The following is a 19,899-nucleotide window of genomic DNA, read 5'->3' as shown; positions in this document are numbered from 1 at the left end:
ATGCAGCAACGCATGCCGTGCTTCCCTGATCCGGGTCAGCAGCCGTTGATTGCCGGTGTCGTCATGCAAGTGGGGGTTTTCCGGGTGAAACCCGGATCGCCAACAACTCCCCACCGCCGCGCAGCGCGAAACGCCGGCGTTCACCGGCGGCCAGCCACGCGGTATCGCCGGCTTCCAACGGCGGCAGGTTGGTGTCGCCGTCGAACTGCGCCTGTCCGGACAACAGGTGGATCGCCCAGGCGGTGTCCGCTTCGGTGAAGAAGAACATGCTGCCCACCAGCGGGCGATGCAGCAGTTCGGCGTTCACTGCATCACGGCGCCACATCAGGTTGAAGTCGTGGGTGACGCCGTCCACCAGCTCGCCACGCACCTGCGCTTCGCCGGCAAAGCGCAGGCGGTCATGCGGCGGCATCAGCGTGTGCAGCGTGCCATCGGCAAAGCGCAGGCGCAGGCCTTCGCCACGCAGCAGTACCAGCTCGCGCTCGATCCCGGGAAACGCGGAGAAGGCGGCATCCTGCTCGATCTCGGCGATCGACAGGCGCACCTGCCAGTCGTCGGTGTCGGGCACGCGCACAATCTCGCGGGTCCAGCCCAGGCCGTTGCGCCAGCGCTCGCGGCGGTACTCGACACTGGGAATCACGCGCGTGGCCGCGCTCAGGAAGGTATCGGTCGACATGCCGGCATTGTGCCTCAGCCGGCGCTGCCGCCGCAGTCCGGTTCCAGCAGCCGCGAACGCGCCAGCCAGTCCTTGTCCGGGTAGTAGGCGAACACCATCGCACCACCGCGCAGGCTGTCGATCAGCGGCTTGGCCACCGTCAACCGCACGGCCGGGCAACCGAGACTGCGGCCGAGCCGGCCCTGCATGCGGGCGAAGGTAGGGTTCACGTACGGCGCGCCGTGGATGACGATGGCCCGATCGCGCGCGTTGTCATTGAAGCCCGGCTCCAGGCCTTCCAGGCGCAGCGAGTAACCGTTGCCGCCCATGTAGGTTTCCTTCGCGGTGAACGCGCCCAGGCTGGACATGAAGCTGCCGTCGCGGTTGGAGAAATGCTCGGTACGATTGCCGCCGCTGTTGCGGCCATGCGCCACCCATTCCTCGAACAGCAGCGTCTGCCGGCGCAGGTCGAACACCCACATGCGCGGTTCGGTGGAGGGGCGCGAATAGTCGATCACGCTCAACCGCGCCGGGTCGACGCCAAGATCGGGCCGACGCAGCGCGCACGACATCGCCTTGGCCGCCAGCTGCAGCACGTTGCGGTCGGCCGACGGTGCCGCCTGCGCCAGCATCTCGGCCAACCGGGCCGGGTCCTGCGCCGCCGGGCGCGCGGCGCTCGAGGCGGATGGCGCAGCCGCCGCCACGGGGATCCCGGCTGCGCCCGCCGAGGCGGACGCAATCAGGCCGAGCGCAGCGGCCAACAGGGCTTTCACAGCAGACATGGGCAACCACCCGCCAACGGGAGCAATCCCTACAAGGTGGACCCCGGGGCGTCGGATTCCAAGACCGGCTGCAGGTTCTGTTCATCGGCCACCGGGCGTACCGCCGGCAGACTGGTCACCAGCAGCGTGGTGCCCGGCACCAGCGCCTTGTACAACTGCTCGGCAAACGCCGGCGGCAGCGCCATCGGCAGGCTCGGCGTGGCCAGCAGGTCCGGGCTGGCGTTGCCCTCGCTCTGGCCCAGCAACGGGTACGCCGTCCACTTGTGCAGGCGCTGGTGCGCGTCCAGGGGGCTGGGAACATCCGCGTACCCCTGCTGCATCACGAACAGCGTAGTGCCCTCGAAGGCCGGCAGCGCCTTGGCTTCCAGCCGCGATTCACCGATCAGCACGCCGTCGCGCAGCACGTACAGGCGCTGGTCGTGCAGGCTGACCAGGATACCGACCTGTCCGGAGGGCGCGGCGGCGTCGTTCCAGTAGTGGTCCGGTGCATCGGTGGTTTCGACCAGCGGTTTGCCGGTGCTGTTGACCGGTGCCAATACCGCCGGATAGGCCAGCGTCATCGGCGCGCTCTTGGCATCGGCCACCACCACGGTGTCGCCGCGCCGGGTCTCGCCAAACAGCTTCTGCGCGAACGCCTGCGGCAGGCGCACGCAACCGTGGGATGCCGGATGCCCGGGCAGGCTGCCGCCGTGCAGCGCGATGCCATCCCAGGTCAGGCGCTGCATGTACGGCATCGGCGCGCTGTTGTAGAGATTGGACCGGTGGTCCTTGTCCTTCTGCAGGATGGTGAACACGCCGGTCGGGGTTTCGTGCCCGGCCTTGCCCGAGCTGATGGTGCTCAGCCCGATGGCGATGCCGTTGCGATACACATAGGCGCGCTGCTCATCCAGGCTGACCACCAGCACGATCGGACCGGCCGGCGAAATCTCCGGATGCCAGAGGAACTCGCCGGGCTTGAGGTCGGTGGGGCCGCGTACGACCTCGGTGGTGGCCGCCGTCGCCGGGGACGGGGGCGTGGCGGCGTGGGCCAGGGACAGTGCAGCGACAAGCGCGGTTGCCACCCCGCTCAACAGACAACGACGTACGCGCATTGCTTCATTCCTGTGCAGTGACGCGCCGAGGCTACACGATGCGCCGCACGGCAGTGGTGATTCGCGGCGCGGCAGTGCGCCACGCGCGCAGAAAAGAAATTGCCCGGCCATACGTCCTGTACGGTACCGGGCAATCTTCACGTCCTTGTCGGCATCCCGCCTTCCCCCTTTCGCATCCTGCCAAATGGGTCCCGACCATGCTCCCTGCACTGGGCCGTTGTTCTATCCGCCATCGCATTCCCTTCCCGGGTCTGGATGCCACCGTCCTGGTGGTGTCCTGCCTTCCGTTGGCGCCGCGTCCGTGCGGCATGGGCGTCCCTGCTGCGTCCGGTGCCATCGGGCGTCCTGCCCGCGTGGCCGACCAGCGTCCTGCCCGTCTCCGGCAATCCTGTCCGTCAGCGCCTGGGTACGGAGCGCGGCGCCTCCTTCCTGGGAGGCTCCTCGACGGGCATCGTCCTGATGCCTGCCGTCATCCGCTGTCGATTCCGTTCGACGGTTGCTGTCCCTATCCCCTTGACCCGAGCCAGTTCCTCGACTCGAAGAAAAGGGCCGTGTTGTCGCCGGTATGCAACGATCGCCTCAGCCCGTCTGGGCCCTACGTTCGCCAGTCCCTGCTCCAGCATCGACGCATCGGCGGTATTGATGTCGATCCGGTCCGCCGCATGGGCAGGCCACATCAACAGCATTCCCAGCACCAGCGCCTTCCACGAAACCCAAGGCCCCACCGTGAAACTCCTTGTGACTTGGAAACAGTGCCTGCCGACATTCCCTTCGGCCAAAACAGTGTCCCGCGCCACATACACACAGCCTATCGTCCACTGCACCTTCACGCAGCCGGCCAAATACCCGACGTGATGTAGGGAAATCCCTACCCCGATGGGAGGCGTAGAATGTGAGGACTAGCCAATGCACTCGGAGTTTCAGATGGACAGCGCCAAACTCGGCCAATTCCTCAGTGACAAGTGGGACAACGACATCGTCCCGCAACTGGTCGATTACATCCGTATCCCCAACAAATCGCCGATGTTCGACGCTGATTGGGTCGCGAACGGCTACATGGAGCAGGCGGTCACGCTGATGGAGAACTGGGCCAAGGCCCAGAACCTGCCCGGCCTGAACGTGGAAGTGGTGCGCCTGGAAGGCCGCACGCCGCTGATCCTGCTGGAGATTCCCGCCACCGGCGCCGAAACCGGCGACGACACCGTGCTGCTGTACGGGCACCTGGACAAGCAGCCGGAAATGACCGGCTGGGACGACGACCTCGGCCCGTGGGTGCCGGTGCTGCGCGGCGACAAGCTGTACGGCCGCGGTGGCGCCGACGACGGCTATGCGATCTTCGGCTCGCTGGCCGCGGTGCTGGCGCTGCAGGAACAGGGCCTGCCGCACGCACGCTGTGTGGTGCTGATCGAAGCCTGCGAGGAATCGGGCAGCTACGACCTGCCCGCCTACGTGGATCACCTGGCCGACCGCATCGGCAAGCCGTCGCTGGTGGTGTGCCTGGATTCGGGCTGCGCCAACTACGACCAGCTGTGGTGCACCACCTCGCTGCGCGGCCTGACCGGCGGCAATTTCTCGGTCAAGGTGCTCAATGAAGGCGTGCATTCCGGTGATGCCTCCGGCGTGGTGCCGTCCAGCTTCCGCCTGCTGCGCCAGCTGCTCTCGCGCATCGAGGACGAGAACACCGGCCGCATCCTGATCGACGGCATGAATGTGGACATTCCGGCCGAGCGCCTGGAACAGGCCAAGCGCGCCGCCGACGTGGTGGACACCGCGATCTTCGAGAAATTCCCGCTGGTCGACGGCCTCACGCCGATGAATGACGACCTTACCGAACTGGTGCTCAACCGCACCTGGCGCCCGGCGCTGTCGGTGACCGGTGTGGACGGCATGCCGCCACTGGCCTCGGCCGGCAACGTGCTGCGCCCGCATACCGCTGTGAAGCTGTCGCTGCGCCTGCCGCCGACCGCCGACGGCAAGACCTGCGGCGAGCTGCTCAAGGACGCCCTGCTGCGCGATCCGCCGAACGGTGCCGAAGTGACGCTGGACCTGGAGAAGGCCTCCACCGGCTGGAACGCGCCGGCGATGGCGCCGTGGCTGACCAAGGCAATCGACGATGCCAGCCAGACCTTCTTCGGCAAGCCGGCGATGTACATGGGCGAAGGCGGCTCGATTCCGTTCATGGGCATGCTCGGCGAGAAGTTCCCCGGCGCGCAGTTCATGATCACCGGCGTGCTCGGCCCGCACTCCAACGCACACGGCCCGAACGAGTTCCTGCACATCCCGATGGGCAAGCGCGTGACCGCCTGCGTGTCCAAGGTGATCAGCGAGCACTACGCGGCCAGCCTGCGCGGTGAGACCAGCGGCTCGCCGGTGGCGGCCGACAGCGGCACCCGCCACGGCGGCCACGGCTGCTGCTGACCGTCCCGGTGACGGACGCAGCCTGCACTTGGTAGGCTGCGTCCATCTCCTGCGGGAATCGGCGTCATGAACAGTCTGTTCGGCAGCACCAGCTGGCTCTACATCATCCTGGTCGGCTTCATCGTCGGCCTGCTCGGGCGTTTCTTCATGCCCGGCGACAACCGCATGGGCTGTCTGCTGACCATCGTGCTGGGCATCGGCGGTGCGCTGTTTGCCGGCTGGTTCGGCCAGTACATGGGCTGGTATGCACGCGGCGAACCGGCCGGCTTCATCGGCGCGGTGATCGGCGCGGTCGCCATCCTGGCCGTGCTGCGACTGGTCAGCGGCAAACGCTGACCTTGCCCCACTCCTTTCCTTCCGCGCGCCATCCGGCGCCGCTTCGACGTACCCGTCCATGAACGATCCCGCTTCCGACCCGCTGCGCGCCGACCTCCGCCGGCAGTGGGCAGGTTCCATGCTTGGCGACCCGCACCTGGCGCTCGACCGCGCCTCGGTGGACGCCGGCTTCCGCAGCTACTGGCGCGCCACCAGCACGCGTGGCAGCCACATCGTGATGGATTCTCCGCCTGGCCTGGAGGACGTGCGCCCGTGGCTGCGCATGCATGATCTGCTCGCACCCAACGGCGTGCGCGTGCCGCAGGTGTTCGAGCGCGATGTCGAGCAGGGGTTCCTGCTGCTTGAGGACCTCGGCGGCCCCACGCTGGCCCGCCACATCGACGATGCCAACGCAGATGCCTGGTTCGACGCCGCCTTCGCGCAACTGATCCGGCTGCAGTCGATCCCCGTGCCCGACGGCATGGGCAGCTTCGGTGAGGCACTGCTGCAGCGCGACGCCGGCCTGTTCGACGAGTGGTTCCTGCAGCGCCACCTGGGGCTGCAACTGGACTGCGGCGAGCTGGAAGGCCTGCAGCTGGTGCATCGCCGCCTGATGGACAACGCCCTGGGCCAGCCGCAGGTACTGACCCACCGCGATTTCATGCCGCGCAATCTGATGCCGGTCGACGACGGGCCCGCGGTGCTCGACTTCCAGGACCTGGTGCGCGGCCCGATCGCCTACGACCCGGTCAGCCTGTTCAAGGATGCCTTCCTGAGCTGGCCGCTGGCGCGGGTGGATGCCTGGCTGGCGCGCTACCACGCACAGGCACGGGCCGCCGGCCTGCCGGTGCGGCCGTGGCCGCAGTTCCTGCGCGACGCGGACTGGATGGGTGTGCAGCGGCACCTGAAGATTCTCGGCCTGTTCGTGCGCCTGCGCGACCGCGACGGCAAGGGCCATTACTTCGACGATGCGCCGCGCTTCATCCGGTACCTGGACGAAGTGCTGCCGCGCCACCCGGAACTGGCCCCGCTGCGGGCGCTGCTGGAAGACCGCATCAAGCCCGCGCTGGCCCGGCTGGCGCAACCGCGGCCGGCGCGCGCATGAAGGCGCTGGTGTTCTGCGCCGGCAAGGGCGAGCGGATGCGACCGCTGACCCTGCACACACCCAAGCCGCTGCTGGTGGCCGGTGGCAAACCGCTGGTGGTGTGGCACCTCGAACGCCTGGCCGCGGCCGGCATCGACGAGGTGGTGATCAATACCTCGTGGCTGGGCGACCGGTTCGCGCCGGCGCTGGGCGATGGCGCGCGCTGGGGCCTGCGCCTGCATCTGGTCGACGAAGGTCCGATACCGCTGGAGACCGGCGGCGGCATTCTCAACGCGCTGCCGGTGCTGGGTGACGGCCCGTTCCTGGTGGTCAACGGCGATGTCTGGACCGACGTGGATTTCGCCACGTTGCCGGTACAGCCGCACGGCGACGCGCACCTGGTGCTGGTCGACAATCCGGTGCAGCACCCGCGCGGGGATTTCATCCTGCACGACGATGGCACGGTGGGCGATGTGGGCGATGCGCCGCGCCTGACCTATGCCGGTGTGGGCGTGTTCCGCCCGGGGATTGTGCAGGGATGGCGCGAGGTCATCGGCGGTACCGACGGTGCCGCTGCCACGCCGCCGCAGTTCGGACTGGCGCCGTTGATGCGTCACGCGATGGGCGACGGCCGGGTCACCGGGCAGCATCATCGTGGGCAATGGACCGATGTGGGCACGCCGGAGCGGTTGGCGGCACTGGATGCGGCGCTGCGCCGGCAGCCACAGCGGTAGAGCGCGCTACAGGCGGTGCGAGCCTTCTTCCACCACCTGGCGCAGGAACGGCACGGTGATGCGCCGCTGCGCGGCCAATGATTCGCGGTCCAGCCAGTCCAGCAGGCTGACCAGGCTGCCCAGCTCGCGTCCGGTGCGGGTCAGCAGCCATTCGATCGCGGCCTCGTCGATGGCCAGGCCACGGCGCGCCGCACGCTCGCGCAGCACCGCCGCACGGCCTTCATCGTCCAGCGGCTGCAACACCACGCGCACGCACTGCTGCAGGCGCGAACGCAGGTCCGGCAGCACCAGGCCCAGCTGGTCGGGCGCATGCTGGGCGGTGTACAGCAGCGTGATGCCGGCACTGCGTGCGCGGTTGTGGAAGTCGAACAATGCCACTTCATCGTCGCGGTGCCCGGCCACGGCATCCAGGCCGTCGAGCGCGACCAGATCGCGGCCTTCCAGTGATTCCAGCGCGGCGCGCGTGCGCCCGACCACCGCCTTCAGCGGGAGGTACGTCGGCTGCCGACCGGCCTGCTCGGCCAGCGAGCACATCGCCAGCGCCTGGTGGGTCTTGCCGGTGCCTGCCGCGCCTTCCAGGTAGACCCAGTCCGATGCCGCGCCGATGGCGATCGCACGCAGCTGCGCCAGCGCCCCGTCCGGGGCGCCGATGAAGGTTTCCAGGCGCTCGTCCTGCGGGTAGCGCAGGGCAAGCGGCAGCTGCGGGACCACGCTCACTGGCCGTCCGGATCCTTCGGCATCGTGATCACCACGTCGGTCTTGTCGATGTAGGAATCGAGCACGATTGCCGAGCGCTCCCCGGCATACAGCTCGCTTTCGCGGTAGCGCTGGTGCGCGTAGCGCAGCAGCACGTTGCTCACCGCCGCCACCGGCAGCGCCAGCAGCATGCCCAGGAAGCCGAACAGCTGGCCACCGGCCATCACCGCGAAGATGACGGCCACCGGATGCAGGCCGATCTTGTCGCCGACGATGCGCGGGGTCAGCACGTAGCTCTCCAGCAGCTGGCCCACGGTGAACACCACGCCCACCAGGATCAGCAGCTTGAGATCGAAGCCCTGCGCCTGCACCAGCGCGGCCACCACGGCCATGACGATGCCGGTGGTCGCACCCAGGTAGGGGATGAAGCTGATCAGACCGGCGACCAGGCCGATCAACAGGCCCAGCTTGAGCCCCACCAGCGACAGCCCGGCCGCGTACACCACGCCCAGCGCGATCATCACCAGGAACTGGCCGCGGATGAACGCACCGAGCACTTCATCCGACTCGCGCGCCAGGTTGGTGATGGTGGCAATGTGGTTGCGTGGGATCATCGAGGCCACCCGCTCCACCAGCTTGTCCCAGTCGCGCAGGAAGTAGAACGCCAGGATCGGCAGCAGCAGGATGTTGACCACCCAGGTGACCATCGTGAAGCCAGAGCGCGACACGTAGCCGAAGAAGGTCTTGGCAAAGCCGCCGGCCTGCTGCCAATGGCTGCGCACCCACTCGATCAGGCGGTCCGGGTCCAGCCACTGCATGACTTCCAGGCCGGTCTTCTGCTCGAACCACGGAATCCCGGTCTGCATCAGCCACTGCTGCGCCTGCGGGATCGCCGCGATCAGCGTGGCGATCTGGCGCTCGATCATCGGCACCAGGATCAGCAGTGCCGCCGTGATCACCAGGATCATCGCCACGAACACCAGCACCACGCCGGTATTGCGGGAACGGCCGGTGGCCTCGATCCGATCGACCAGCGGGTCGCCCAGCCAGGCCAACGCCAGTGCCAGCACGAACGGGGTCAGAATCGGGCCGAGCAGCCAGATCACCCAGCCCGCCGCCAGCGCGACCAGCACGTATTTGAGGCGGCGCAGGAACTGCGCGATTTCCGCTTCGGGGCTGAGGATCATCGCAGGCGGTACTCGTTGCTGGCCGGCACCGGCGCGGCAGTGGGTTCGTCGCCATCGACCGGGACGGGCAGCGGTGCGACCGGCACCAGCACGCCATTGTCGCCGAGCATGCGGTTCAGGCCGGCCAGGCCGGTGGTCATGTCCAGCGCCAGCTCCAGGCGGTCGCCGGCAGCGCGCACCGGCACCACGTTGCGCACCACCGGGGTCTCGCGCAGGCCGGCGGCCAGGCGCATGTAGTCCTCGGCGCTGTGGATGCCGGTGACCACGATCCGGTAGGTACCCGCCGTACCGGTGGCTGCACCGGCCTTGGCGTAACGCCGCACCAGCGCGTCGGCGGCCCCGTCGGCACCACCGGCCATCGCGCGGCGGGCATCGGTGTCCCTGGTGGACCACTTGTTCAGTTCCTTGCCGCCATCGACGAACACCCAGTCGGCCACCCAGCCGCCGCTCTTGTCGCGGTACAGCTTGCCCACCAGCTGCATCGGCGGGGCATAGCGCGCCGACGCACGGGCCACCGCGGCGGTGTCCTGGCGCCAGATCGCACCGACCAGGGCCTGCTCGGCCGCACTGCCCGACGGCAGGCCCAGCTTGTAGCCGCGCTCGATCGCGCGGTTCAGCAACGGGCGGGCGGCATTGGCCTGCTGCACGGTGACCAGGCGCGGGCCCGAGCCGTCATCGATGGCCAGCCAGACCACCGGCTTGGGCCGCGGCTGCGGCCACAGCGGCAGCCCCAATGCGCCGATCAGCCCATCCACGTCATCCTGGCGGAAGCGCGCCACCAGCACCGTCCGGTAGCTGGGGGCGCCGCTGGCCGAGGTGCTCTGGTCCTGGCGGTAGTCGTAGCTGGCCACGTAATCCTTGGCCCCGCGCAGCGACTGCGCCACGCCCGGCCGGGCCATCACGCCGCGGTCGCCGGAGAGCTTGGCCAGCACGTTGCCCAGCGCGCGCGCCAAGGCGCCATTGCGGTCGGCATCGCTCTGGCTGTTGACCGGCACCTCCGCCTCATAGGCGCCGGAGGCGCTGGCGACATCGCCCTCGGTCCGCAGGCCACTCTGGGCCATCGTGGCCACCGGCAGGCACAGGGCGAGGAACATCACAAACAGGAGGCTGCGGCGCATCAGGACTTTCCATAGAGCGTATCCAGGGGGAATTGTTGCCCGAATAGGGCCTGTGCGCCAACGTGGCCTGTTAAAATCCCGCTTTCACCCCAGCGCAGCGCCTACGCCCGTGACCAACTCCCCGTCTTCGACCCCTCCTTCCCTGACCTACCGCGACGCCGGTGTCGACATCGACGCAGGCAACGAGCTGGTCGAACGCATCAAGCCGCTGGTCAAGCGCAGCTTCCGGCCGGAAGTGATGGGCGGCCTGGGCGGTTTCGGTGCTCTGTTCGACCTGTCCAACAAGTACCGCGAACCGGTGCTGGTCTCGGGCACCGACGGCGTGGGAACCAAGCTGAAGCTGGCCCAGCAGCTGGGCCGCCACGACACCATCGGCATCGACCTGGTGGCCATGTGCGTGAACGACGTGCTGGTGCAGGGCGCCGAGCCGCTGTTCTTCCTGGATTATTTCGCCACCGGCAAGCTGGACATCGACACGGCCGCCGCCGTGGTCGGCGGCATCGCCAATGGCTGCACCGAGGCCGGTTGCGCGCTGATCGGCGGTGAAACCGCCGAAATGCCGGACATGTACCCGCCGGGCGAATACGACCTGGCCGGCTTCACCGTGGGCGCGGTGGAGAAGTCCGAGCTGCTCGACGGCGCGCGCGTGGCCCAGGGCGACCTGCTGATCGGCATCGCCTCCTCCGGCCCGCACTCCAACGGCTACTCGCTGATCCGCCGCATCTACGACCGCGCCGGGCAGCCGGCCGACCTGGTGCTGGAGGACGGCAAGCGCCTGGTCGATGCGCTGATGGCGCCGACCGCGCTGTACGTCAAGCCGGTGCTGGCGCTGCTCAAGGCCCACGGCGAGGCCATCCACGGCATGGCCCACATCACCGGTGGCGGCCTGACCGAGAACATCATCCGGGTGGTGCCCGATGGCCTGGGCCTGGACATCCGCGCCAGCGCCTGGTCGCTGCCGCCGGTGTTCCAGTGGCTGCAGCGCGAAGGCGCCGTGGCCGATGCCGAAATGTGGCGCACCTTCAACTGCGGCATCGGCTTCGTGCTGGTGGTCCCGCCGGCGCAGGCCGGGCGCATCGGCACCGCGCTGGACGGCCTGGGCCTGGCGCACTGGACCATCGGCGAGGTCACCGCCGCCACCGATGGCGCCGAACGCGTCCACATCGGCTGATCCGGGAGATACGCATGGACGCTGCCCCCACCCCGCTGGCTCCGCCGCCGCTGCTGTCGCTGGAAGACCAGGGCCATCTGCGCCTGCTGTCGATCTTCCACTACGTGGTCGCCGGCCTGATGGCCCTGTTCGCGCTCTTCCCGCTGCTCTACATCGGGATCGGCCTTGGCATCGTCAACGGCTGGTTCCCGGCCAACCAGCAGGCCGCCGGCGCCAACAGCGACCTGATGGTGGGCTGGATGTTCGTCGGCATGGGCGCGCTGTTCCTGGTGGTCTGCCTGACCATGACATCGCTGATGGTGCTGGCCGGGCGAAGCCTGGCGCAGCGCCGCCGGTACACGCTGTGCCTGGTGGTGGCGGCCCTGTCGTGTCTGTTCACGCCGTTCGGCACCGTGCTGGGCGTGTTCACCCTGGTGGTGCTGTTGAAGCCGGCGGTGAAGCCCGCCTTCCAGCCCGTGCCGGCCCAACCCTGAGCGCCCGATGACCCCGACCCCGCCCCCCTTGCCCGCCCCGTCCTCGCAGTGGACCCCGCTGCAGGTCCGTTCGCACCTGCAGAATCTCAACATCCTGTTCTACGTGCTGGCCATCGTGCACGTCCTGGCCGGCGGCCTGTTCGTGCTGATCAGCGTGGCCGGCTATGTCAGCGAGCGCGGGTCGACCAGCCCGGACGCCGCGCCGGTCGGCCTGTTCATCGTCCTGCTGGCGTTGTCGGTACTGGGCGCGATCCTGGGCGTGGTGCAGTTCTTCACCGCCCGCTACATCGGCCGTCGGATCCGCCTGCGGTACTGCACCATCGCCAGCTTCCTGGCCTGCTTCGCCGGGCCGCTGGGCATGGCCCTGTGTGCGTACGCCTACGTGGCCTTCAAGCGTCCGGAAGTGCGCGCGGCCTTCGACGACGGCAACGCCCTCCCGGCATGAGTACGCGCATCGCGGTGCTGGCCTCCGGCCGTGGCAGCAACCTGCAGGCCATTCTGGATGCCCAGGCGGCCGGGCAGCTCGACGCCGACGTGGTGGGCGTGCTGTCCGACCGCCCCGGCGCGGCCGCGCTGCTGAAGGTGGCACCGGAACGGCGCTGGGCATGTGCGCCGGCCGACTTCGCCGACCGCGCCGCGTTCGATGCAGCCCTGGCCGATGCGCTGGCCGCGTTCGCGCCGGACTGGGTGGTCTGCGCCGGTTACATGCGCATCCTCGGGCCGGCCTTCGTGCAGCGTTTCAGTGGCCGCCTGGTCAACATCCATCCCTCGCTGCTGCCGCGCTACAAGGGCCTGCACACCCACGCCCGTGCGCTGGAAGCCGGCGATGCCGAGCACGGCGCCAGCGTGCACTTCGTGGTGCCCGAGCTGGATGCCGGCACGGTACTGGCCCAGGCGCGGGTCCCGGTCCTGCCCGGCGACAGCGCCGAATCGCTGGCCCAGCGGGTGCTGGCGGTCGAACACCCGCTGCTGATCGCCAGCCTGCGCCTGCTCGTGGCCGGGCGCGTGTCTGAACGCGACGGTCAGGTTGCTGTCGACGGTCACCCCCTGTTTAATCCGCTGCGCCTAGATTGCGCCGGACAGCTGAACCGCTGACTGCGGCGCACACATGCCGCTGACCCCGGCGCTGGCATCCTCCCTCCTCCGCTCTTCTTGACCGCATGAGAACGCCCTTGTTCAAGCCAGTGCTGCTGATCGCATCCCTGCTGTGCACCGCTGCCCTCGTGCAGGCGCAGGAAGCTCCGGCCGCGCCCGAACCGCCGCCGGCCCTGCCTGCAACGCCGTGGGAGGCACCGCCGCTGCAGCCGTTCACTGCCACCTACCAGGCGATGTACAAGGGCAAGGAGGCCGGCGATGCCACGATGCGGGTCACCCATACCGGCGGTGCGCAGTGGCGCGTGGACATGCAGGTGGTGGGACGCCGTGGCTTCGCCAGCGTGCTCGGTCTGAACCTGGAACAGAGCACCGTGTTCGAGAAACAGGGCGACACCTATGTGCCGCTCAGCCAGGCCACCGTCCGCAAGGGCCTGTTCCTGGGCAAGAAGGTCACCGGCACCTACAACTGGCAGGCCGGCACCGCGCAGTGGCTGGGCGACCTGAAGAAGGAACGCACCGTGCCGATCCCGCTGCAGCGCGGCGACCAGAGCGCCCTGCTGCTGAACCTGGCGATCATGCGCGACGCGCGCCCGGGCGGTCAGATGCACTACCGCTACGTGGACGTGGGCCGCGTGCGCCAGCACGACTACCAGGCCGCCCCGGACACCGAGAACGTCCAGGTCGGCGACCTGTCCTACAACGCGCTGCGGGTGTATCGCACCAACGGCGGCAACGATGAAACCATCCTCTGGATCGCCAACGGCGTGCCCACGCCCGTACGTATCCTGCAACGCGAAGACGGCGAAGATCGGATCGACCTGCGCCTGATCGAATACCAAGGAGTTTGAGCATGACCATGATGAACCGTCCGCTGACCTGGATCGCCGCCGGCGCACTGGCCGTGGTGAGCCTGCCGGCAATGGCGTTGCAGCCCTTCAAGGCCGATTACCAGGCCAGTTACATGGGCATGCAGGCCAATGGCACCATGACCCTGGCCAGCGAAGGCGCCAACAAGTGGCGCTACAGCCTGAACGTGAAGAACCAGCTGGCCGACCTCAGCCAGAGCACGGTGTTCGAGGAAGCCGCCGGCCGCCTGCGCCCGCTGAGCAGCCACGACCGCTCGATCCTGCTGGTCAAGAAGCGCAATGTGGATGCCGCCTACAACTGGACCAGCAATCAGGCGACCTGGACCGGCGACATCAAGCCCGAGCGTCGCGGGCCGGTGGCGCTCAAGGCCGGCGACATGGACGCCCTGCTGATCAACCTGGCGATCGCGCGCGATCTGGCGGCCGGCAAGCCGCTGAACTACCGCATGGTCGACGAAGGCCGGATCAAGCCGATGACCTACAAGGTGGTCGGCCAGGAAAAGATCACCGTCGAAGGCAAGACCTACGATGCCACCAAGGTCTCGCGCGGCGATGGAAACAAGGAACTGATCGCCTGGATCGTGAAGGAGTTCCCGGTACCGGCGCGCCTGCTGCAGCGTGAGGGCGGCAAGGACGCGCTGGACCTGACCATCAAGTCCTTCAAGTAAGCCGCCAAAAAAAACGCCCGCTTGCGCGGGCGTTTTTTCATTCCGGGCTGGCCTCGCCAAACACGGTCTTGCAGTCCACGCGGATCTGCTCGTGATTGGCGCGCCAGTAGAAGGTGCGGCAGTGCCGGTTGCCTTCCTGGGTATCGTCCACGCCCACCGCGTAGAACGCCTGCAGCACTTCGATGCGGCTGACGCTGCCGTCGGCGTTCCAGTCCATGTCCTGCTGCTCGATGCCACGGGTGATGGCGATCCTGGCGTACCAGGCATAGCCCAGCCAACCCAGCACCACCAGCACCAGGATCAGCAGCGCCTTGCGGCGGCGGGTGAACCGGCCGCGCAGGATCATGCGGCCACGCGCCGGATGGTGGCCCCCAGCGAAGACAGCTTCTCTTCGATGTTCTCGTAGCCGCGGTCCAGGTGGTAGATGCGGTCGATGGTGGTATCGCCGTCGGCCATCAGCCCGGCCAGGATCAGCGACGCCGACGCGCGCAGATCGGTCGCCATCACCGGCGCGCCGCTGAGTTCGACCGAGCCGCGCACGATCGCCGTGTGGCCTTCAACCTGGATGTCCGCGCCGAGGCGCAGCAGCTCGTTGACGTGCATGAAGCGGTTTTCGAAGATCGTCTCGTTGATCACGCCCACGCCGTCGGCCACGCAGTTGAGCGCCATGAACTGCGCCTGCATGTCCGTCGGGAAGGCCGGATACGGCGCGGTGGTCAGGTTGACCGCGCGCGGACGCTTGCCCTGCATGTCCAGGGTGATGCTGTCGTCGGTGGTCTCGATCGTCGCACCGGCTTCAACCAGCTTGGACAGCACCGCGTCCATCGTGTTCGGACGTGCGCGGTTGACCGTGACCTTGCCGCCGGTCATCGCGGCGGCGACCAGGAACGTACCGGTTTCGATGCGGTCCGGGAGCACTTCGTGACGGCCGCCGGAGAGACGCTCGACGCCTTCGATCACCAGGCGGGCGGTGCCCAGGCCCTCGATCTTCGCGCCCAGCGCGATCAGGCAGTGGGCGAGATCGGTCACTTCCGGCTCCATCGCCGCGTTGTCCAGCACGGTGGTGCCTTCGGCCAGCACGGCAGCCATCAGCACGTTCTCGGTGCCGGTGACGCTGACCATGTCAAAGGTGAAGTGGGCCCCCTTCAGACGGGTGGCGTGGGCCTTGATGAAGCCGTTCTCGACAGTGATCTCAGCCCCCAGCGCCTGCAGGCCCTTGATGTGCTGGTCGACCGGACGCGACCCGATCGCGCAGCCGCCGGGCAGCGACACTTCGGCCGCGCCAAAGCGGGCCAGCAGCGGGCCCAGCACCAGGATCGACGCGCGCATGGTCTTGACCAGCTCATACGGCGCCACGTGCTGGTTGACCGGACGCGGATCGACCACGATCGCGCTGCCGCGCGACAGGGTGCCCTGGTCGATGGTGACCTTGGCGCCCAGTTCGCCGAGCAGCTTCACCGTGGTGACCACGTCGTGCAGGTGCGGCACGTTGGTGATCTCCACCGGCGCATCGGCCAGCAGCGTCGCGCACAGGATGGGGAGGACGGCGTTCTTGGCGCCGGAAATGTTCACTTCACCGTGCAGCGGCTTGCCGCCGGTCACTACGATCTTGGCCATAAACTCTGCAGAAAAAGGGGGAAGAGGAAGGAATGCAGGCGACGGGGGTGGAGCCGGCTGTCAGTCGGCTGAACGGCCCGTCAGCCCACTTCAGCCGGCGTAACCGTCTTCAGCGCCAGCGCGTGGATCGCCCCGCCCATCAGATCACCCAGCGTGGCATAGACCATGCGGTGGCGTGCCAGCGGCAGCTTGCCGGCAAAGGCCTCGCACACCACGGTGGCCTCGAAATGTACCCCGTCATCGCCCTGCACGTCCGCGCGGGCGCCCGGCAGGCCGGATTCGATCAGTTTGCGGATGGTCTCAGCGTCCAACGGGCTTTCCTAATAAAATGTGGGCTCATTCTACTCTTCCGCGTGGCGCCCGCATGGCTGTATCGCCCCTTCTGCCCCATCCGGCCGACCCCGCCGCCCTGGTCGCCAGCGGCCGCCGCGTGTTCGACATCGAGCGCGATGCGCTGGCCGCCGTTGCCGAGCGGCTGGGTGATGCGTTCAGCCAGGCCTGCCAGCTGGTACTGGAGAGCAAGGGCCGGGTGGTGGCCACCGGCATGGGCAAATCCGGGCACGTGGCGCGCAAGATCGCCGCGACCCTGGCCTCCACCGGCACCCCGGCCTTCTATGTGCACCCCGGCGAAGCCGGCCACGGCGACTTGGGCATGATCACCGAGGCCGACGTGGTGCTGGCGCTGTCCTACTCGGGCGAGTCCGACGAGCTGCTGATGCTGCTGCCGGTGCTCAAGCGCCAGGGCAACCGGCTGATCGCCATGACCGGCCGCCCGGCCTCCAGCCTGGCCCAGGCCGCCGATATCCACCTGGACGTCAGCGTGCCGGCCGAGGCGTGCCCGCTGGCGCTGGCGCCGACCTCCAGCACCACCGCCTCGCTGGCGATGGGTGATGCCCTGGCCGTGGCCCTGCTCGACGCGCGTGGCTTCACCGCCGACGACTTCGCCCGTTCGCACCCGGCCGGCAGCCTCGGACGACGCCTGCTGCTGCACATCACCGACGTCATGCACAGCGGCGACGAACTGCCCCGCGTGGGCGCCGACGCCAGCCTCAGCGAAGCGCTGGTGGAAATGAGCCGCAAGCGGCTGGGCATGACCGCCGTGGTCGATGCCGATGAGCGCCTGATCGGGCTGTTCACCGACGGCGACCTGCGCCGCGCGCTGGACAGCGCGCTGGACGTGCGCAGCGCGCGCATCGCCGATGTGATGACCCGCCACCCGCGTACCATCGGGGCCGACCAGCTCGCCGCCGAAGCGGCGCGGCTGATGGAAACCCACAAAATCACCGGCCTGATGGTGGTCGACGCCGACGGCCGGCTGGTCGGTGCGCTCAATATTCATGACCTGTTGCGGGCGCGGGTGGTTTAAACCACAGTTCCCCCCTTCCATTCAGCTGACCTGCCGCCCTGATGCCCTACTCCCCGTTGCCCGGTTTTCCGCCCCACCTGCATGCCATCGCCGGCCGTATCCGGCTGGCCTGCTTCGACGTGGACGGCACGCTCACCGACGGTCGGCTCTACTACGACAAGGACGGCAACGAGAGCAAGGCGTACTACGTGCAGGATGGACTTGGCCTGAAACTGCTGCAGCAGCACGGGATCCACCCGGTGCTGATCACCGCGCGCAACAGCCAGTCCGCGCTCCGGCGCGGCGCCGACCTGGGCATCGACACCCAGATCGCGGTCGGCGACAAGCTGGCCAGCGTGCGCGCGCTGTGCGCCCAACACGACATCGGCCTGGACCAGGTCGCCTTCATGGGCGATGACCTGCCCGACCTCGCGCCGCTGTGCGCGGTCGGCCTGGCGGTGGCCCCGGCCAATGCACATCCCTGGATCGCCGAGCGCGTCCACTGGCAGACCCGCGCCGATGGCGGCCGCGGCGCGGCCCGCGAACTGTGCGATGTGCTGCTGGCCGCTCAGGGCAAGGTCGATGCGGTGCTGGCGAGGTTCGGCGCATGAGCTGGCGGACCGGACTGGGCGCCCTGCTGCTGGTTGCCGCGCTGCTCAGCGGCTGGTCGCTGCTGCGCAATGGCAGCAGGAGCGACATCGTGGCCGGCGACGACGGCGGCAAGGACTACGTGCTGCACGACTTCCAGATCGTGGCGCTCGACGAACAGGGCAAGGAGTCCACCACCCTGCGCGCGCCGCTGCTGGAACGCACCCGCAGCGACGCCACCATGAACATCACCACCCCGGTGTTCCTGCTGCCCGACCAGGACGGCAACCACTGGGAGCTGCGCAGCGACAAGGGCTGGGTCAGCGCCAAGGGCGAGCAGCTCAAACTGACCGGCAACGTCAGCGGCGACAGCCCGAAGGTGCCTGCGGTCCCCCCCACCACGTTCCGCACCGACCACCTCGACGTGTTCCCCAAGGAGAACCGCGCCAGCACCGATGCCAAGGTCACCATGACCCGCCCGGGTATGATGCAGTCCGGGGTCGGGTTCGAACTGGATTCCAAGACCAAGACCTACCGTTTCCTCAGTCAGTCCAAGGGCAGCTACACGCCCACCCGCTGACCAGGCTGCCGGCCGTGCCGCCGTCCCCGGACAGGCGCAGGCCAGCAGCGGTTGCCCCCTCCACGCGTCTGGCATGGTGCCAGCCGTGACCCCGATACCGCCCCGGCCCCACGGCCCGGCCCCAACACCGGCAGAACAGACCACCTCATGAAGATCCTCTTTGCAGCCGCCTGCGCGATCAGTCTTCTCGTCCCCGCCTTCGCCGCCAGCGCCAAGTCCACCGACCGCAACGAGCCGATGTCCATCGACGCGGGCGCGCAGACCGGCACGCTCGACGGCAATGGCAAGACCACCCTGTCCCAGGGCGTCATCGTCATCCAGGGCACGCTGGACCTGCGCTCGTCCGAAGCGGAGATCTACCTCAAGGACGGCGAGCCGGTGCGTGCGGTATTCACCGGCAAGCAGGCCAAGCTCAAGCAGCAGCTCGATGACGGCAGCTGGATGGATGCCTCGGCCGACCGCATCGACTACGACATCAAGGGCGAAGTGCTCACGATGACCGGCAACTACAACGTCAAGAGCGCGCGCGGCACCAATGCCGGCCAGAAGATGACCTACAACACCCGTACCGGCGAGATGAACAGCGGTGGCGACGGCACCCGTGTGCGCACCGTGATCCAGCCGAAGGCCAAGGCCGCCGCGCCGGCCGCTGCCGGGAGCAAGAAGTAATGCTCGTCGCCAAAGGCCTGCGCAAGCGCTACAAGCAGCGCGAAGTGGTGAAGGATTTCGGCCTGACCCTGGACGCCGGTGAAGTGGTCGGCCTGCTCGGGCCGAACGGCGCCGGCAAGACCACCTGCTTCTACATGATTGTCGGGCTGGTCGAAGCCGATGCCGGCAGCATCGTGCTGGACGGCAAGGACATCACCGGCGACCCGATGTACACCCGCGCCAAGCAGGGCGTGGGTTACCTGCCGCAGGAACCGTCGGTGTTCCGCAAGCTGACCGTGGCCGACAACCTGCGCCTGGTGCTGGAACTGCGCGAAGACCTGGACAAGGACGGCCGCGAGAAGGAGCTCAACTCGCTGCTCGACGAACTGCAGATCGGTCACGTTGCCGACCAGCTCGGCGCCAGCCTGTCCGGCGGCGAGCGCCGTCGCTGCGAGATCGCCCGCGCGCTGGCGGCCCGCCCGCGCCTGATCCTGCTCGATGAACCGTTCGCCGGCGTGGACCCGATCTCGGTCGGTGAGATCCAGCGCATCGTCACCCACCTCAAGCAGCGCGGGATCGGGGTCCTGATCACCGACCACAATGTGCGCGAAACCTTGGGAATCTGCGACCGCGCGTATATCCTCAACGAAGGCAGCGTGCTGGCACAGGGCGCGCCGGACGAGATCCTGGCCAACGCCGACGTCCGACGCGTCTACCTTGGGGACACCTTCAAGCTCTGATCCAGCGGCCGCCGCAACGCCTTCCCTC

General features: G+C 68.3%; 25 protein-coding genes. 15 read left to right on the top strand and 10 right to left on the bottom strand.

Annotation, left to right across the window (positions count from 1 at the left end; translation table 11 throughout):
- Nucleotides 1-61 precede the first annotated feature (61 nt).
- The 4 genes from ACPEH8_RS09515 to ACPEH8_RS09500 all read right to left on the bottom strand — a co-directional run bounded on the left by ACPEH8_RS09515 (nt 62) and on the right by ACPEH8_RS09500 (nt 3,205).
- Nucleotides 62-676, bottom strand: a complete 615-nt coding sequence (locus ACPEH8_RS09515) for a HutD/Ves family protein (protein ID WP_136006539.1) — start codon at nt 674-676, stop codon at nt 62-64.
- Between the two features lie 14 nt (nt 677-690).
- Nucleotides 691-1,437, bottom strand: coding sequence for a murein L,D-transpeptidase catalytic domain family protein (locus ACPEH8_RS09510; RefSeq protein ID WP_153164534.1), 747 nt, complete (start codon nt 1,435-1,437; stop codon nt 691-693).
- A gap of 29 nt (nt 1,438-1,466) precedes the next feature.
- A complete protein-coding gene (locus ACPEH8_RS09505) occupies nt 1,467-2,528 on the bottom strand; it encodes a L,D-transpeptidase (RefSeq protein WP_136006534.1) in 1,062 nt (353 codons plus the stop codon).
- Between the two features lie 395 nt (nt 2,529-2,923).
- On the bottom strand, nt 2,924-3,205 hold the full coding sequence (locus ACPEH8_RS09500; RefSeq protein ID WP_262072343.1) for a ComEA family DNA-binding protein: 282 nt from the start codon (nt 3,203-3,205) through the stop codon (nt 2,924-2,926).
- Between the two features lie 247 nt (nt 3,206-3,452).
- Here ACPEH8_RS09500 and ACPEH8_RS09495 point away from each other — a divergent pair, with 247 nt between their 5' ends.
- From ACPEH8_RS09495 to murU, 4 genes are all read left to right on the top strand, one after another.
- Nucleotides 3,453-4,946, top strand: a complete 1,494-nt coding sequence (locus ACPEH8_RS09495; RefSeq protein WP_136006532.1) for a M20 family metallopeptidase — start codon at nt 3,453-3,455, stop codon at nt 4,944-4,946.
- 66 nt (nt 4,947-5,012) lie between these two features.
- Nucleotides 5,013-5,282: a GlsB/YeaQ/YmgE family stress response membrane protein gene (locus tag ACPEH8_RS09490; RefSeq protein ID WP_423666568.1), complete on the top strand. Its 270-nt coding sequence runs from the start codon at nt 5,013-5,015 to the stop codon at nt 5,280-5,282.
- 58 nt (nt 5,283-5,340) lie between these two features.
- On the top strand, nt 5,341-6,366 hold the full coding sequence (locus ACPEH8_RS09485; RefSeq protein WP_153164536.1) for an aminoglycoside phosphotransferase family protein: 1,026 nt from the start codon (nt 5,341-5,343) through the stop codon (nt 6,364-6,366).
- Nucleotides 6,363-7,079, top strand: coding sequence for an N-acetylmuramate alpha-1-phosphate uridylyltransferase MurU (gene murU, locus ACPEH8_RS09480; RefSeq protein ID WP_017356240.1), 717 nt, complete (start codon nt 6,363-6,365; stop codon nt 7,077-7,079). The genes ACPEH8_RS09485 and murU overlap by 4 nt, the downstream gene beginning before the upstream one ends.
- 6 nt (nt 7,080-7,085) lie before the next feature.
- Here the strand turns inward: murU and hda are convergent, their stop codons facing one another.
- Genes hda through ACPEH8_RS09465 form a run of 3 tightly spaced genes read right to left on the bottom strand, consistent with a single transcriptional unit; the run spans nt 7,086 to nt 10,080 of the window.
- The gene (gene hda / locus ACPEH8_RS09475) at nt 7,086-7,796 is read right to left on the bottom strand and encodes a DnaA regulatory inactivator Hda (RefSeq protein ID WP_017356239.1); all 711 of its coding nucleotides are present in this window, start codon (nt 7,794-7,796) and stop codon (nt 7,086-7,088) included.
- A complete protein-coding gene (locus ACPEH8_RS09470) occupies nt 7,793-8,962 on the bottom strand; it encodes an AI-2E family transporter (RefSeq protein ID WP_017356238.1) in 1,170 nt (389 codons plus the stop codon). The genes hda and ACPEH8_RS09470 overlap by 4 nt, the downstream gene beginning before the upstream one ends.
- Nucleotides 8,959-10,080 carry a DUF2066 domain-containing protein gene (locus ACPEH8_RS09465; RefSeq protein ID WP_017356237.1) on the bottom strand — a complete coding sequence of 374 codons (1,122 nt, stop codon included), beginning with the start codon at nt 10,078-10,080 and terminating at the stop codon, nt 8,959-8,961. Before ACPEH8_RS09465 ends, ACPEH8_RS09470 begins: the two co-directional genes overlap by 4 nt.
- A 109-nt stretch (nt 10,081-10,189) precedes the next feature.
- Here ACPEH8_RS09465 and purM point away from each other — a divergent pair, with 109 nt between their 5' ends.
- The 6 genes from purM to ACPEH8_RS09435 all read left to right on the top strand — a co-directional run bounded on the left by purM (nt 10,190) and on the right by ACPEH8_RS09435 (nt 14,353).
- Nucleotides 10,190-11,251, top strand: a complete 1,062-nt coding sequence (gene purM / locus ACPEH8_RS09460) for a phosphoribosylformylglycinamidine cyclo-ligase (protein ID WP_017356236.1) — start codon at nt 10,190-10,192, stop codon at nt 11,249-11,251.
- 14 nt (nt 11,252-11,265) lie between these two features.
- Nucleotides 11,266-11,724, top strand: coding sequence for a membrane protein (locus tag ACPEH8_RS09455; RefSeq protein ID WP_017356235.1), 459 nt, complete (start codon nt 11,266-11,268; stop codon nt 11,722-11,724).
- Nucleotides 11,725-11,731: 7 nt separating this feature from the next.
- On the top strand, nt 11,732-12,169 hold the full coding sequence (locus ACPEH8_RS09450; RefSeq protein ID WP_026070794.1) for a hypothetical protein: 438 nt from the start codon (nt 11,732-11,734) through the stop codon (nt 12,167-12,169).
- The gene (purN, locus tag ACPEH8_RS09445; RefSeq protein WP_017356233.1) at nt 12,166-12,819 is read left to right on the top strand and encodes a phosphoribosylglycinamide formyltransferase; all 654 of its coding nucleotides are present in this window, start codon (nt 12,166-12,168) and stop codon (nt 12,817-12,819) included. The genes ACPEH8_RS09450 and purN overlap by 4 nt, the downstream gene beginning before the upstream one ends.
- 65 nt (nt 12,820-12,884) lie before the next feature.
- Nucleotides 12,885-13,667 (top strand): DUF3108 domain-containing protein, encoded by a 783-nt coding sequence (locus ACPEH8_RS09440; RefSeq protein WP_026070793.1) that lies wholly within the window; start codon nt 12,885-12,887, stop codon nt 13,665-13,667.
- Between the two features lie 2 nt (nt 13,668-13,669).
- The gene (locus ACPEH8_RS09435) at nt 13,670-14,353 is read left to right on the top strand and encodes a DUF3108 domain-containing protein (protein ID WP_017356231.1); all 684 of its coding nucleotides are present in this window, start codon (nt 13,670-13,672) and stop codon (nt 14,351-14,353) included.
- Between the two features lie 37 nt (nt 14,354-14,390).
- Here ACPEH8_RS09435 and ACPEH8_RS09430 read toward each other — a convergent pair whose 3' ends face one another.
- The 3 genes from ACPEH8_RS09430 to ACPEH8_RS09420 form a co-directional block, all read right to left on the bottom strand.
- Complete coding sequence (locus tag ACPEH8_RS09430) at nt 14,391-14,699, bottom strand: EF-hand domain-containing protein (RefSeq protein WP_423666566.1); 309 nt, start codon at nt 14,697-14,699, stop codon at nt 14,391-14,393.
- Entirely contained in the window at nt 14,696-15,970 is a 1,275-nt protein-coding gene (gene murA / locus ACPEH8_RS09425; protein ID WP_017356229.1) for a UDP-N-acetylglucosamine 1-carboxyvinyltransferase, read from the bottom strand. Before murA ends, ACPEH8_RS09430 begins: the two co-directional genes overlap by 4 nt.
- An 80-nt stretch (nt 15,971-16,050) precedes the next feature.
- A complete protein-coding gene (locus ACPEH8_RS09420; protein WP_136006526.1) occupies nt 16,051-16,281 on the bottom strand; it encodes a BolA family protein in 231 nt (76 codons plus the stop codon).
- A 53-nt stretch (nt 16,282-16,334) separates the two neighbouring features.
- Between ACPEH8_RS09420 and ACPEH8_RS09415 the strand changes: the two genes are divergently transcribed.
- The 5 genes from ACPEH8_RS09415 (at nt 16,335) to lptB (ending at nt 19,871) form a co-directional block, all read left to right on the top strand.
- Nucleotides 16,335-17,336 (top strand): KpsF/GutQ family sugar-phosphate isomerase, encoded by a 1,002-nt coding sequence (locus tag ACPEH8_RS09415; protein ID WP_017356227.1) that lies wholly within the window; start codon nt 16,335-16,337, stop codon nt 17,334-17,336.
- Nucleotides 17,337-17,377: 41 nt separating this feature from the next.
- Nucleotides 17,378-17,926, top strand: coding sequence for a KdsC family phosphatase (locus ACPEH8_RS09410; protein ID WP_017356226.1), 549 nt, complete (start codon nt 17,378-17,380; stop codon nt 17,924-17,926).
- Nucleotides 17,923-18,483 carry an LPS export ABC transporter periplasmic protein LptC gene (gene lptC, locus ACPEH8_RS09405; protein WP_017356225.1) on the top strand — a complete coding sequence of 187 codons (561 nt, stop codon included), beginning with the start codon at nt 17,923-17,925 and terminating at the stop codon, nt 18,481-18,483. Before ACPEH8_RS09410 ends, lptC begins: the two co-directional genes overlap by 4 nt.
- 147 nt (nt 18,484-18,630) lie before the next feature.
- The gene (gene lptA, locus ACPEH8_RS09400; protein WP_017356224.1) at nt 18,631-19,152 is read left to right on the top strand and encodes a lipopolysaccharide transport periplasmic protein LptA; all 522 of its coding nucleotides are present in this window, start codon (nt 18,631-18,633) and stop codon (nt 19,150-19,152) included.
- A complete protein-coding gene (gene lptB, locus ACPEH8_RS09395) occupies nt 19,152-19,871 on the top strand; it encodes an LPS export ABC transporter ATP-binding protein (protein WP_017356223.1) in 720 nt (239 codons plus the stop codon). The genes lptA and lptB overlap by 1 nt, the downstream gene beginning before the upstream one ends.
- The last annotated feature ends 28 nt before the right edge of the window (nt 19,872-19,899 follow it).

Origin of the sequence: Stenotrophomonas sp. NPDC077461 (genome assembly GCF_049545475.1) — a bacterium.
Lineage (GTDB): Bacteria > Pseudomonadota > Gammaproteobacteria > Xanthomonadales > Xanthomonadaceae > Stenotrophomonas > Stenotrophomonas nematodicola.
The sequence above is the reverse complement of the archived record's forward strand: the minus strand, read 5'-3'. Positions and strand labels throughout refer to the sequence as shown.